The sequence below is a fragment of the Paracoccus binzhouensis genome (assembly GCF_016446475.1).
Lineage (GTDB): Bacteria > Pseudomonadota > Alphaproteobacteria > Rhodobacterales > Rhodobacteraceae > Paracoccus > Paracoccus binzhouensis.
On record NZ_JAEHFP010000032.1, the window covers coordinates 1 to 13,655 of the forward strand.

A 13,655-nucleotide genomic window follows, 5' to 3' on the forward strand; every position below is an offset into this window, starting at 1 on the left:
ATTGCGTGCCAAGGTCACCTCCCACGTAGAGATGATCTTGAATCACAGCCAGGCGCGCAGGGGAATCCTTTTTGTCAACACAACCTAACGAATTTCGATAGAGAAAGCGGTTGATTTTTCCGGGATGTTCTCAGGCGGCCGGGTGCTGAATATGTCGAGTTTTATGGTTTTTCTTCATCGCCCACACGGAAATGCCGCAAGGCCCATCGACCGGAAATGCGGGCCGGGATTGGCTGTGATGCGGCGCGGCAAACCGCCGCCCCTGACGTCATTCCCGAGCGTTTTTCACAGGACGCAAAATCCGAACCCGAGCGTTCGTATCGGGAATCCTTCACCAAGGAATTCAGTCAACTATATGTTTTTATTTGATTATTTATTGACCTCCCCCAGATGGCCCGCTATATCCGGCACAAGGTCGCCAGCCAGCGGAACGCCAGCCAGCAACCACGAAGCCAGCCAGACAGGAGAAACCAGAATGGCAAATACCGCTTGCAACGCCTGTGCGTTTTATGAGGATCACGTCGCCAACTCCGCCAGCACGCTTTCGGATTCCGGCCTGTGCCGCGCCAACCCGCCCGTCACCCAGAAGGATGCCGACAGCCGGGGCTATTGGCCGGTGGTGAAGTCGAGCGACTGGTGCGGGCAATTCGCCACCAGCTTCGCGGCCGAGTGATTCCCGGCAATCGGCGTTTCAAGGCAGCCTGCGGGCTGCCTTTCGCGTTCTTGCCGACCGGGACCGGCCACGGGCGTGGCCTCAGGACCTCTTGCCCCGGCCGGCCGGCACATGGTGCAGCAGCGACGAACAGGCGCCCATGACATGGGCATGCAGCAGGGTGCCGGCCTTTTCGGCATCGCCCTCGCGGTGGGCGGCGAGAACCTGGCGATGCTCGCGATCCGCAGTGCCCTGGCCATGCGACAGCGCCGGCCGGATGCGCTGGCGGCTGTGGCCCCGCCCGTTCAGTGCCGGCCATTGCGCCACGTTAGTTTTGCGGGCGAAGGCGTCGTAGAAAGGCCTCGGCCTCGGCGAAGGTCTCGGGTGTCTCATGCGACACCGGCAGCTTGATGGCGGCCGATTCCAAGATGGCCCGGTCTCGAAGAACTGGCGATCTCGGATTCGGCGCATATCTCCCTTCTGCCAGATCACCGACCCGGTGCAGATGCGGGACGGCGCGCTTTGGAGCAGGAACGCGGTGGCGATCCGGCCCGGCACGCTGGACCGCTCGCCCTGTGGCACCGGCTGTTCGGCCCGCATGGCGGTCTTGCATGCCAAGGGCCGGATGAGGACCGGCGACCGCTTCGTCGGCACCTCGCTCTTGCAAACCGATCTCCATTGCCGCATCGACGGCGAGCTTGGCCTGAACGGCAGGCCGGCGATCAGCCCGGTCATCTCGGGCCGGGCCCGGATCACCGGCACCAGGCAGCTGAGCTCGATCCGGCCGACCCGTTCCCGTGCGGTTATCGCCTGCCGGATACCCGGCCGATGGCGGAGACGCCGCCCCGACGCCGCCGGCAGGGGCCGGGCTTGAGGAAACCGCCCGGCGGGGTCGCCGCGCCGGGCCCCGCGCAACGACAGCCCGGCCGCGTGAGGGTCCGGGCCAAAGGAGGCAAGGCCGACCATGACCAGCAACGCTGCCCCGCAATTCCTGTCCTATGACGCGGCGATCGGCCGGCTGAACTGGCGCGATGCCGTCGAGGCGCTGCGCCAGGGCCATGCGCTGCCTCGAGCCCAGATCCGCGACGTGTTCCTGGGCCCGCCGACCGGCACGATGATGAGCCGCTCGGCCTGGATCGAGGGGCTGGGCTATGGCGCCAAGACCTTCACCGTCTTCGACGGCAATGCGGCGCGGGGACTGCCGACCGTCCAGGGCGCCATGCTGGTCTTTGGGGGCGGGACCGGCGCGCTGCAAGCCATCGTCGACAGCCCGCTGGTGACCGAGATCAAGACCGCCGCCGATTCCGTGCTGGGCGCCAGCCTGCTGGCGCGGCCCGACAGCCGCCACCTGTTGGTCGTGGGCGCGGGCACGGTCGCGACCAGCCTGGTCAAGGCCTATACGGCGGTGCTGCCGGGAATCGAGCGCGTCTCGGTCTGGGCGCGCCGCCCGGAACAGGCGCAGGCGCTGGTGGAGGGGCTGGAGGGCGTCCGGGTCGAGCTGGTGGCGGTGCCCGACCTGCAGGCGGCGGTGGGGCAGGCCGACATCGTGACGTCGGCCACCATGGCGCGGCAGCCGGTGATCCTGGGCGACTGGGTACGGCCAGGCACCCATGTCGACCTGATCGGCGCCTTCAAGGCCGACATGCGCGAGGCCGACGATGCGCTGATGGCCAGGGCCGCGATCTTCGTGGACAGCCGCGAGACGACGCTGGGCCATATCGGCGAGCTGATGCTGCCCATCGCCTCGGGCGCGATCAGCCCCGAAAGCGTGCTGGGCGATCTCTACGACCTGCTGCGCCCCGGCGCGCGCCGGCGGCAATCGGATGACGAGATCACCGTCTTCAAGAACGGCGGCGGCGCGCATCTCGACCTGATGATCGCGTCCTGGATCGCCCGGGTGATGGCGGGCTGAGCCCTTAGCCCAGGCGGAAGTTCTGCTCGACCACCGCCTCCATCGAGACATGGCTCGAGGTGTTGCTGACATGCGGCAGCACCGAGATCTTCTCGGCCAGGATGCGCCGGAAATCCGCCATGTCGCGCGAGCGGACCTTCATCAGGTAGTCGCAGCCGCCGGCGATCATGTAGCATTCCTCGACCTCGGGGATGGCGCGGACGGCGGCGTTGAATTGCTGCAGCGCGTGTTCGCGAGTGTCGGTCATGTTGACCTCGACATAGGTCACATGCGTCAGCCCCAGCTTCAGCGGCGACAGGATGGCGCGATAGCCGGTGATCAGCCCGATCTCCTCCAGGTGCCGGATGCGCTGCGCCACCGGGGTCTTGGACAGCCCGACCCGGCGCGCCAGTTCGGCGATGGGGATGCGGGCATTCTGGGTCAGTTCCGCCAGGATCTTCCTGTCCAGCGCGTCCAGATCCGGATCCATTCTGCAAATCGTCCCGAATTTGTTCCATCGGCCTAGCAAATGGGCACATTTCAGGCGCACCGCCTGGCAGCCATCTGGTATTCCTGTCCTATCGAATAAGGAGATCGGCATGAGCCCTGTCAACCCCCCCGTGCTTTCGGAGCTGTTTCCCGCGCAGGCGAAATTCGCTGACGAGGCGGCGTTGCTGCAGGGGCTGGTCGCGCAAGCGGCGCTGGATCCCGGGGCCCGCGCCGCGATCAGCGCCCGCGCCGCCCTGCTGGTGCGCCGCATCCGCGACGAGGCCCGGCCGACGATGATGGAGCATTTCCTGGCCGAATACGGGCTGTCCACGCGCGAAGGCGTGGCGCTGATGTGCCTGGCCGAGGCGATGCTGCGCGTCCCCGACCGCATGACCATCGACGCGCTGATCGAGGACAAGATCGCGCCCTCGGACTGGGGCAGGCATCTGGGCGAGGCGTCGTCCTCGCTGGTCAACGCCTCGACCTGGGCCCTGATGCTGACCGGCAAGGTGCTGGACGACGACCAGGCCGGCATCGCCGGCACGCTGCGCCGCGCCGTGCGGCGGCTGGGCGAGCCGGTGATCCGCACCGCCGTCGGTCGCGCGATGAAGGAGATGGGCCGGCAGTTCGTGCTGGGCCAGACCATCGCAGGCGCACTGGAACGCGCGGCCAAGCGCGAGGCGCAGGGCTTCACCTACAGCTATGACATGCTGGGCGAGGCGGCGATGACCGGGGCGGATGCGGCGCGCTACGACCGCGCCTATTCCGACGCCATCGCGGCGATCGCGAAAGCCTGCACCAGGGGCTCGGTCGAGGAGAATCCTGGCATCTCGATCAAGCTGTCCGCGCTGCATCCGCGCTATGAGGTGGCGCAGGAATCCCGCGTCATGACCGAGCTGGTGCCGGTGGTGTTGAAGCTGGCGCGCCAGGCCAAGGCCGCCGGCATGGGCATGAACATCGACGCCGAGGAGCAGGACCGGCTGGTGCTGTCCCTGAAGGTGATCGAGGCGGTGCTGGCCGATCCCTCTCTGGCCGGCTGGGACGGGTTCGGCGTCGTGGTGCAGGCCTATGGCAAACGCGCCGGGCAGGTGATCGACTGGCTGCATGCGCTGGCCGAGCGGCTGGACCGGCGCATCATGGTGCGGCTGGTCAAGGGCGCCTATTGGGATACCGAGATCAAGCGGGCGCAGGTCGAGGGATTCCCCGGCTTTCCGCTGTTCACCAGCAAGGTGGCGACCGATGTCAGCTATATCGCCAATGCCCGCAAGCTGATCGGCTATGCCGACCGCATCTATCCGCAATTCGCCACCCACAACGCCCATACCGTCGCGGCGATCCTGGAGATGGCGGGCGAGACCCGCTTCGAGTTCCAGCGCCTGCACGGCATGGGCGAGCGGCTGCACGACATCGTGCTGCGCGACCACAACACCCGCTGCCGCATCTATGCGCCGGTCGGCGCGCATCGCGACCTTCTGGCCTATCTGGTGCGTCGCCTGCTGGAGAACGGCGCCAACAGCAGCTTCGTGCACCAGATCGTGGATGAGGCGGTCTCGCCCGAGGAGGTCGCCCGCGACCCGTTCGAGGCGCTGGCCACGGCGAAGCCGCCGCGCTCGCTGGTGGTGCCCGAGGCGCTGTTTGGCGCGTCGCGCAAGAACTCGACCGGATTCGATCTGACCGACGAGGAGACGCTGGCCCGTATCTACGCCGCCCGCGACGGGGCGATCCCGGATGCCATGCCGCTGACGGTCTCGGAGCCCAAGGGCAAGATGCAGGATGTCGTCAACCCGGCGACGGGAGAAAAGATCGCCCAGGTGCTGATGGTCGATGCCGAGACCGCCACCCGCGCCATCGACGACGCTCGGATCTGGGACGCCCCGGCGGCCGAGCGTGCCGCGGTGCTGCGCCGCGCCGCCGATCTTTACGAGGCGCATTACGGCCCGATCTTCGGCATCCTGGCGCGCGAGGCCGGCAAGGCCCTGCCCGACGCGGTGGCCGAGCTGCGCGAGGCGGTGGACTTCCTGCGCTATTACGCCGCCGAGGGCGAACCCCATCTCGGGACCCCGCGCGGCATCGTCGGCGCGATCAGCCCGTGGAACTTCCCGCTGGCGATCTTCACCGGCCAGATCGCGGCGGCGCTGATGGCCGGCAATGCCGTCATCGCCAAGCCGGCCGAGCCCACCCCTGTCATCGCCGCCTATGCCATCCGCCTGCTGCACGAAGCCGGCGTGCCGAAAGCCGCGCTGCAACTGCTGCCCGGCGCCGGCCGCGTGGTCGGCACGGCGCTGACCTCGGACCCGCGCGTCTCGGGGCTGGTCTTCACCGGCTCGACCGAGACCGCGCAGACCATCGCCCGCACCATGGCCGCGAACCTGGCACCCGGCACGCCGCTGATCGCCGAGACCGGCGGGCTGAACGCGATGATCGTGGATTCCACCGCGCTGCCGGAACAGGCGGTGCGCGACATCGTGAACTCGGCCTTCCGCTCGGCCGGCCAGCGCTGCTCGGCGCTGCGCTGCCTTTATGTGCAGGAGGACGTGGCGCCACATCTGATCCAGATGATCAAGGGCGCCATGGACGAGCTGCGCGTCGGCGATCCGTGGAGCCTGGCCACCGATGTCGGCCCGGTCATCGACCCCGGCGCGCAGAAGGAAATCGCCGATTACATCGCCGCCAATGCGGGCCGCGTGCTGCACAGGCTGGCCGCGCCGTCGCGGGGTTTCTTCATCCCGCCGACCATGCTGAAGGTTTCCGGCATCGCCGACCTGGAGCGCGAGATCTTCGGCCCGGTCCTGCATGTCGCGACCTTCAGGGGCGACCAGCTTGTCCAGGTGATCGCCGAGATCAACGCCCGCGGTTTCGGCCTGACCTTCGGGCTGCACACCCGCATCGACTCGCGCGTGCAGGAGGTCTCGGATGCCATCCATGTCGGCAATATCTACGTCAACCGCAACCAGATCGGCGCGGTGGTGGGATCGCAACCCTTCGGCGGCGAGGGGCTGTCGGGCACCGGGCCCAAGGCCGGGGGGCCGCGCTATGTGCCACGCTTCTTCGCGCCTGCCGCGCCTGCGGCCCCGGCCGGCGGCTGGCAGGGCCAGGCCGACGAGGCCCGGCTGCGCGGCGCTCTGGCCAGCGCGGCCCCGAAGAAGATCGAGGAGCGGCTGATGCCCGGCCCCACGGGCGAGCTGAACCGCCTGACTGCGCATAGCCGCCCGCCGCTGCTCTGCCTCGGCCCCGGCGCCGATACGGTCGCGGCGCAGGTGGCGGCGGTCGAGGCGCTTGGCGGGCAGGCCGCCGGCGCCGATGGCGCACTGCCCCCCGAGGCCCTGACCCGGCTGCCGCAGCTTTCCGCCGTGCTCTGGTGGGGGGACGAGGCGCGCGGCCGCGCCTATGCCCAGGCCCTGGCCGCGCGCGACGGCGAGATCGTGCAGCTGGTCACCGCCATGCCCGACCTGGCCCATGTCGCCCATGAGCGCCACCTTTGCGTCGACACCACCGCCGCGGGAGGCAACGCCGCGCTGCTGGCCGGCTGACATTCCACAGGGGGCCGCGGCCCCCTGTTTCCCCAAAGAGCCCGGAGGAGGCGTTCCATGAGCAATCAATCATTCCTGGCCGATGTGAACGAGATGTTCGACGTCGCGGCCGCGCATTGCGACCTGCCCGAGGGGCTGGCCGAGAAGATCAAGGTCTGCAACGCGACCTATGTCACCCGCTTCGGCGTGCGGCTGCGCGGGCGGATGCATACCTTCACCGGCTGGCGGGCGGTGCATTCGACGCATAGCCGCCCGGCCAAGGGCGGCATCCGCTTCGCCCCCAATGCCGACCAGGACGAGGTCGAGGCGCTGGCGGCTCTGATGACCTACAAATGCGCGCTGGTGCGGCTGCCCTTCGGCGGCTCCAAGGGGGCGCTGAAGATCGACCCCGCCGACTGGACCGAGACCGAGCTGGAAAAGATCACCCGTCGCTTCGCGCAGGAGCTGATGGCGCATGAATTCCTCAGCTCGGCCGCCAATGTGCCGGCGCCGGACATGGGCACGGGCGAGCTGAACATGATGTGGATCGCCGACGAATACCGCCGCGCCCGGCCGCAGGACATCAACGCGCTGGGTTGCGTCACCGGCAAGCCGGTCGGCGGCGGCGGCATCGAGGGCCGCACCGAGGCCACCGGCCGCGGCGTGCAATATGCGATCCGCGAATTCTTCCGCCATCCCGCCGACCGGGCCCGCGCCGGCTTCCGGTCCGAGACCCTGTCGGGCCTGGCCTGCGTGGTGCAGGGGCTGGGCAATGTCGGCTTCCACGCCGCCAAGTTCCTGTCGCAGGAGGATGGCGTCCGTATCGTCACGGTGATCGAACGCTCGGGCGTGGTGCGCAATCCCGACGGCATCGACATCGATGCGCTCAAGGCGCATCTGGTGCAGACCGGCTCGGTCGAGGGCTTTGCCGGCGGCGCGGTCAGCCCGCCCGACATGGGCGCATTGGCCGATGATTGCGACATCCTGATTCCCGCCGCAGCCGAGGGCGCGATCACCGAGGAGAATGCCGCCTCGATCAAGGCGGCGCTGATCGTCGAGGCTGCGAACGGCCCCACCACCAAGGCCGCCGACACCATCCTGCGCCAGGCCGGCAAGATCATCCTGCCCGACCTGTTCGCCAATGCCGGCGGCGTGGTGGTGTCCTATTTCGAATGGGTGAAGAACCTCAGCCACATCCCCTTCGGCCTGATGGAGCGGCGGCTGGAGGAGGACGAGCACCGGCTGCTGGCGCGCTCGCTCGAGCAGATGACCGGCCGGGATTTCCCCAGCGAGCATGCCCGCTTTCTGGAGGCGCGCAGCGAGATCGCGCTGGTCCGCTCGGGGCTCGACGACATCATGCGCGCCGCCTATCGCCGGATGAGCGCGCTGTGGAACCGCCCCGACGGCAGCTACCCGGACCTGCGCACCGCCGCCTATGTGCTGGCCATCGACGAGGTGGCGCAGGCCTACAAGGCCATTGGGCTTTAGGCTCCGGGGGTCGCGACAAGGAAAAGCCCCGCCGGCGCGTCGCCGGCGGGGCTGTTTCCGTGATCGGCCCGCGCCGCTTATTCGCGGTTGCCCAGGAACTGCAGCAGGAACATGAACAGGTTCAGGAAGTCCAGGTAAAGCTGCAGGGCGCCCATGATCGCCGACTTGCCCAGGAAATCGCGGTCCGAATTCGCCAGCTGCAGATAGGTGTTCTTGATGTTCTGCGTGTCGAAGGCGGTCAGACCGGCAAAGATCAGCACGCCGATCGCCGAGATGGCGAATTGCATGGCGCCGGATTTCAGGAAGATGTTCACGATCGAGGCCACGATCAGCCCGATCAGGCCCATCAGCAGGAAGGTGCCCATGCCGGACAGGTCGCGCTTGGTCGTGTAGCCCCAGAGCGAGAGCCCGGAGAAGGCGATGGCCGTCACCAGGAAGGTCTGGACGATCGAGAACGAGGTATAGGCGGCGAAGATCCAGCTGATCGAGACGCCCATCACCGCGGCGAAGGCATAGAACAGCGTCGTCGCACCCTGCACCGAGAGCCGGTTCAGCGCGGCGCCGAACGCGAAGACCATGACCAGCGGCGCGAACATCACCAGCCATTTCACCGGCGACAGGTAGAGGGTCTTGCCGAACTCGGTCAGGTAATGGCCATTGCCGAGCGCCCATTGCGTGGGCGTGTCGGACAGGGTCAGCCCGGCCATGCCCCAGGCGGTGCCGGCGGTGACCAGCATGCCCACGGCCATCAGGCCATAGACCTTGTTCATATAGGCGCGCAGGCCCTCGTCCACGGCAGCCGAGCGCGTCGCGGTCCCGGCCGTGCGGATCGAATTGTAGTCTTGCATAGGTTCTCCCCGGTCGAAAATCGCGGTGCGGCCCCGAACGGCCCACCATCCACGCAGATATTGGCAAAGCCCGGCGGTTTTTCAATGCGCAGCGCGCGATTCACCGGGCCGCTGACGAAAATTTCAGAGGCTAACGATCACCTTGCCGGTCGAGCGCCGGCTGGCCAGCAGGTCATAGCCCTCGGCCAGCCGGTCGAGCGGCAGGGTGGCGCCGACATGCGGATGCAGCCGGCCCTGCTCGTAGAGTGTGAACAGCGCCGCGATGTCCCGGCGCAGCAGGTCGGGATCGAGCTTGTGATAGCCGCCCCAGTAGAAGCCGTGGATGGCGATGTTCTTCACCAGCGCGTGGTTCAGCGGCAGCGCCGGAGGCGTTCCGCCGGCAAAGCCGATGACGAGGAAGCGCCCTCCGGGCCGCAGCGCCCCGAAGGCGGCCTCGCCCGGCGCGTCGCCCACCGGATCATAGACCACATCGACGCCGCCCAGGTCGCGCAGCGCGGCGCGCAGATCGGTGCAGGTGGCGCTGTCGATGCAGACCGCGGCGCCGGCGGCGCGCGCCACGGCCAGCTTCTCCTCGCCCCGCGCCACGGCGATCACCCGGGCGCCCAGGGCGGCGCCGATCTCGACCGCGGTCAGGCCGACGCCCCCCGCGGCGCCCAGCACCGCCAGCGTCTCGCCCGGGCGCAGGCCGGCGCGCAGCGTCAGGGCGAAATGGCTGGTGCCATAGGCGATCAGGAAGCCCGCCGCCTCCTCATGGCTCATGGCGTCGGGGATCGGGTGACAGCAATCGGCGGGGAACAGGTTGGCCTCGGCCATGGTGCCCTGGGCCTGCACCGCCACGCGCGTGCCGGGCGCCAGCGCCACGCCGGAGCCGGCGGCCAGCACCTCTCCCGCGCCCTCGAGGCCGGGAACGAAGGGCAGGGGCGGTGTCTCCTGGTAGCGGCCGGTGGTCATCAGCAGATCGGCGAAGTTCAGCGCCGCGGCGCGCATCCGCACCAGCACCTGTCCGGGCCCCGGCGATCCCAGCGACAGGGCCGCTGGCACGGGAAGTCCCGACATTTCCTTGATTTGCATCATTTTCCAGCTCGCGCTCATGATCCATCCTGTCCGTTGTCAGCCCTTGCGGCGCCGCTTTTTCCAGTGTTTCCGGGGGGTTCGGATAGCGCGCCGCCCCGGTTGCGAGTGCTTGTCTTTTTGGACAAGTCGACATTATCAAGCTCGAAAATTGCGTCAAACTGGTGTAGCGCCCGTTTAGATTGAGTGAGGTGTTACCATGAAGCATAACGTTGACGTCCACGTCGGGAAGCGCATCCGACACCGTCGCTGGATGATCGGCATGACCCAGCAGCAGCTTGCCGAGAAGGTCGGGATCAAGTTCCAGCAGATCCAGAAATACGAGACCGGGATGAACCGGGTTTCGGCTTCGCGGCTCTGGGATATCGCCCGGGCGGTCGACGTGCCGGTCAGCTTCTTCTTCGAGGGGCTCGAGGACGGGCAGCTGCCGGACACGGTCGAGGGCGACATCCTGGCCGACAAGGAGGCGCTGCAGCTGGTCCGCGCCTATTACGCCATGCCCGAGGCGCAGCGCCGCCAGATCTTCGAGCTGGCACGGGTGCTGTCCGACGCCGCCTGAGGCGCCCCGCCGCAGCCCGAGGCTTCCGCTTGCGGGCCGGTGCGGCTAAACCTGCGCCCAGGACATCCGCGGGGGCAGGCCATGACAAGCGCGAACAACCGAATCCCTGTCGAAGGGGGCGACCGGATCATGGCCGTGGCGCATCGCCTGGCCGATGCCGCCCGGGCCGAGACGCTCAGCCTGTTCCGCAGCCCGGCGCTGCGCCCCGACAACAAGGCCGGCAGCGGATTCGATCCGGTGACCGAGGCCGACCGGGCCAGCGAGCGCGCCATGCGCGCCATCCTGGCCGCCGAACGCCCCGAGGACGGCATCCTGGGCGAGGAATACGGTGTCCAGAACGGACAGAGCGGCCTGACCTGGATCCTAGATCCCATCGACGGCACCCGCGCCTTCATCGCCGGGGCGCCCAGCTGGGGCGTGCTCATCGGGCTCAGCGACGCGCAGGGGCCGATCTACGGCATCGTCGACCAGCCGCATCTGGATGAACGGTTCGAGGGCGGCCTGGGCCGCGCCCGGCTGATCTCGCGCGCGGGCGAGGTGCCGCTGCGGGTCCGGCAGGGCGTAGCGCTGGCCGAGGCCACGCTGATGACCACCTATCCCGAGGTCGGCTCGCCCCGGGAACATGCGGCGTTTTCCCGCGTCGCAGCCCGGGCGCGGCTGGTGCGCTACGGGCTGGACTGCTACGCCTATGCGCTGCTGGCCGCCGGTCATGTCGACCTGGTGATCGAGGCGGGGCTGCAGCCCTATGACGTGGCCGCGCCCATCGCCGTGGTTCAGGCGGCGGGCGGCGTGGTGACGGATTGGCGCGGCGGGCCGGCCCATCACGGCGGCACCATCATCGCCGCCGGCTCGGCCGAGCTGCATGCCGAGGCGCTGGCGCTTCTGAACGGCGATTGAGGCCCGGGCGCAAGCCCCCTATGGTGCCGCCAACCGCAATCCTCGTCCCAGGACTAGAATGCCGAGGAGCCAGCCATGACCGAGCCCGAGACCGACGCCCCCGAGGATGATTTCCAGCCCAGCCGGCAGGAGATGGAGGCGATCAACCGCGCCATCGACGACGGCGACGGCCCGGCGCTGGACGCGGCGCTGGAGCCGATGCACGCTGCCGACATCGCCGACCTGATCGAGCAGCTGAACCCGGCGCGGCGGCGCATCTTCCTGCAGCTCTATTCCGGCGAGATCGACGGCGAGATCCTGTCCGAGATCGACGAATCGATCCGCGAGGAGGTGGTCGAGCAGCTGCCGCGCGAGGTGCTGGCCGAGGCCGTGCGCGAGATGGACAGCGACGATGTCGTCGATCTGATCGAGGACATGGAGGAGCCCGAGCAGCAGGCCATCCTGGCGGCGCTGGACGAATCGGACCGGGCGGCCGTCGAACGCTCGCTGACCTGGCCGGAATATTCGGCCGGCCGGCTGATGCAATCCGAGGTGGTGACCGCGCCCGAGCATTGGACGGTGGGCGAGACCATCGACTTCCTGCGCGCCGAGGAATGGCTGCCCGACCAGTTCTATCATGTCGTGCTGGTCGATCCGCGCCGCCACCCGACCGGCTATGTCACGCTGGGCAAGCTGCTGGCCTCGCGCCGCGACGTGGCGCTGCGCGACATCACCGAGGACAGCTTCCGCACCGTCTCGGCCCGCCAGGACGAGGGCGACGTGGCCTATGCCTTCAACAAGTATCACCTGATCTCGGCTCCGGTGGTCGATGACGACGACCGGCTGGTGGGGGTGATCACCATCGACGACGCCATGTCGGTGCTGGACGAGGAGCATGAGGAGGACTTCCTGCGCATGGCCCGGGTCTCGGACGACAGCCATGTCTCGGACGGGCCGCTGCAGACCGCGCGCCAGCGCCTGCCCTGGCTGGTGATCAACCTGTGCACCGCCTCGCTTTCGGCGCTGGTGATCTCGCGCTTCGAATCGACGCTGGCGCAGCTGGTGATCCTGGCGGCGCTGATGCCCATCGTCGCCTCGACCGGCGGCATCGCCGGCACGCAGTCGCTGGCCGTGGCGGTGCGGGCGCTGGCCACGCGCGAGCTGACCAGCGCCAATGCCCGCCGCGTGGTGCTGCGCGAGCTGATGGCGGGCATGCTCAACGGGCTGGGCCTGGCGGTGATCCTGACTCTGGCCGGCGCCGTCATCCTGGGCAGCCTGCCGATCGGGCTGGTGCTGGGCATGGCGATGATCGCCAACCAGGTGGTGGCGGCCATGGGCGGCGTGCTGGTGCCGCTGAGCCTCAGCAAGCTGGGGCTGGACCCGGCGCTGGCCTCGGGCACCTTCGTCACCACCATGACCGACATGATGGGCTTCTTCGCATTCCTGGGGCTGGCGTCATGGATCCTGATCTGAAGGCGGCGCTGCGGCGGCAGGCGCTGGCGGCGCGCGGGCAGGGCGGCGATGCCGCGGCCATGGCGCGCCAGCTGATCGCGGCGCTGGCCCCGCATCGCGGCAAGGTGCTGGCCGGCTACTGGCCGATGCGCGACGAGGCCGATCCGCGCCCGGCCATGGCGGCGCATGACGGCCCGGTCTGCCTGCCGGTGGTGCCCGGTCCGGGCCGGCCCCTGGTCTTCCGCGCCTGGGACGGGCGGCTGGAGGCCGGCAGTTTCGGCACCAGCCACCCGCCCGCCGATTCGCCGGAACTGCGGCCCGAGGTGCTGATCGTGCCGCTGGCCGGCTTTGATCGCCAGGGCAACCGGCTGGGCTATGGCGGCGGCTTCTACGACCGGACCCTGGAAAAGCTGCGCGCCGAGGGCGGCGTCGTGGCGATCGGCTATGCCTTCGCCGTGCAGGAGATTCGGGCGATTCCGGTCGAGCCCACCGACCAGCCGCTGGATCTGATCGTGACCGACAGGGGCGTCATCCTGCCGCAGCGCAAAAATCCCGAAGCGTGAATCTGCGAACGAAGCTGCAACCCTGACGGTCCCGGATTGGGGATAATCCTGTGGAAAGCGTCTGAACCGATGCCGGGAAGCCCGCCAGATCATTCGGATTTTCGCGCGGGGGCGAAAATTTTCACTTGTTAACGCTGCAGTTGCAGCGAATCTCGTGCCCCTTGCCGGACGGGGCCGCGGTACGAGAGTCCAGCAAAAAATTCGATTGAATTGACGGACGTCTCGCGTCAATTTGTATTTCAGGCTCGCAAGGCCAC

The 13,655-nt window shown here is 68.5% G+C and carries 13 protein-coding genes; 9 read left to right on the forward strand and 4 right to left on the reverse strand.

Annotated elements, in window-relative coordinates; translation table 11 throughout:
• The first annotated feature begins 475 nt into the window (after positions 1-475).
• Complete coding sequence (locus I9P22_RS09680) at positions 476-673, forward strand: hypothetical protein (protein ID WP_199259283.1); 198 nt, start codon at positions 476-478, stop codon at positions 671-673.
• An 81-nt stretch (positions 674-754) separates the two neighbouring features.
• Here I9P22_RS09680 and I9P22_RS09685 read toward each other — a convergent pair whose 3' ends face one another.
• Positions 755-979, reverse strand: a complete 225-nt coding sequence (locus tag I9P22_RS09685) for a hypothetical protein (protein WP_199259284.1) — start codon at positions 977-979, stop codon at positions 755-757.
• Positions 980-1,157: 178 nt separating this feature from the next.
• Here I9P22_RS09685 and I9P22_RS24550 point away from each other — a divergent pair, with 178 nt between their 5' ends.
• Together I9P22_RS24550 and I9P22_RS09695 are read left to right on the forward strand one after the other, a co-directional pair.
• Positions 1,158-1,526, forward strand: a complete 369-nt coding sequence (locus I9P22_RS24550; RefSeq protein WP_269846639.1) for a proline racemase family protein — start codon at positions 1,158-1,160, stop codon at positions 1,524-1,526.
• A gap of 90 nt (positions 1,527-1,616) precedes the next feature.
• Complete coding sequence (locus I9P22_RS09695; RefSeq protein WP_199259285.1) at positions 1,617-2,564, forward strand: ornithine cyclodeaminase family protein; 948 nt, start codon at positions 1,617-1,619, stop codon at positions 2,562-2,564.
• 4 nt (positions 2,565-2,568) lie between these two features.
• Here I9P22_RS09695 and I9P22_RS09700 read toward each other — a convergent pair whose 3' ends face one another.
• Positions 2,569-3,033 carry an Lrp/AsnC family transcriptional regulator gene (locus I9P22_RS09700; protein ID WP_199259286.1) on the reverse strand — a complete coding sequence of 155 codons (465 nt, stop codon included), beginning with the start codon at positions 3,031-3,033 and terminating at the stop codon, positions 2,569-2,571.
• Positions 3,034-3,142: 109 nt separating this feature from the next.
• Between I9P22_RS09700 and putA the strand changes: the two genes are divergently transcribed.
• Both putA and I9P22_RS09710 read left to right on the forward strand, forming a co-directional pair.
• The gene (gene putA, locus I9P22_RS09705; protein ID WP_199259287.1) at positions 3,143-6,562 is read left to right on the forward strand and encodes a bifunctional proline dehydrogenase/L-glutamate gamma-semialdehyde dehydrogenase PutA; all 3,420 of its coding nucleotides are present in this window, start codon (positions 3,143-3,145) and stop codon (positions 6,560-6,562) included.
• Between the two features lie 57 nt (positions 6,563-6,619).
• Positions 6,620-8,029 (forward strand): Glu/Leu/Phe/Val family dehydrogenase, encoded by a 1,410-nt coding sequence (locus I9P22_RS09710; protein WP_233253304.1) that lies wholly within the window; start codon positions 6,620-6,622, stop codon positions 8,027-8,029.
• 77 nt (positions 8,030-8,106) lie between these two features.
• Here the strand turns inward: I9P22_RS09710 and I9P22_RS09715 are convergent, their stop codons facing one another.
• Together I9P22_RS09715 and I9P22_RS09720 are read right to left on the reverse strand one after the other, a co-directional pair.
• Complete coding sequence (locus I9P22_RS09715; protein WP_199259288.1) at positions 8,107-8,877, reverse strand: Bax inhibitor-1/YccA family protein; 771 nt, start codon at positions 8,875-8,877, stop codon at positions 8,107-8,109.
• 123 nt (positions 8,878-9,000) lie between these two features.
• On the reverse strand, positions 9,001-9,969 hold the full coding sequence (locus I9P22_RS09720; RefSeq protein ID WP_199259289.1) for an NADPH:quinone oxidoreductase family protein: 969 nt from the start codon (positions 9,967-9,969) through the stop codon (positions 9,001-9,003).
• 178 nt (positions 9,970-10,147) lie between these two features.
• Between I9P22_RS09720 and I9P22_RS09725 the strand changes: the two genes are divergently transcribed.
• The 4 genes from I9P22_RS09725 (at position 10,148) to I9P22_RS09740 (ending at position 13,398) form a co-directional block, all read left to right on the forward strand.
• Positions 10,148-10,507: a helix-turn-helix domain-containing protein gene (locus tag I9P22_RS09725; RefSeq protein ID WP_199259290.1), complete on the forward strand. Its 360-nt coding sequence runs from the start codon at positions 10,148-10,150 to the stop codon at positions 10,505-10,507.
• A gap of 81 nt (positions 10,508-10,588) precedes the next feature.
• A complete protein-coding gene (gene hisN, locus I9P22_RS09730) occupies positions 10,589-11,404 on the forward strand; it encodes a histidinol-phosphatase (RefSeq protein ID WP_199259291.1) in 816 nt (271 codons plus the stop codon).
• Positions 11,405-11,536: 132 nt separating this feature from the next.
• On the forward strand, positions 11,537-12,856 hold the full coding sequence (gene mgtE / locus I9P22_RS09735; protein ID WP_408635178.1) for a magnesium transporter: 1,320 nt from the start codon (positions 11,537-11,539) through the stop codon (positions 12,854-12,856).
• Entirely contained in the window at positions 12,841-13,398 is a 558-nt protein-coding gene (locus tag I9P22_RS09740) for a 5-formyltetrahydrofolate cyclo-ligase (RefSeq protein ID WP_199259293.1), read from the forward strand. Before mgtE ends, I9P22_RS09740 begins: the two co-directional genes overlap by 16 nt.
• Positions 13,399-13,655: the final 257 nt, after the last annotated feature.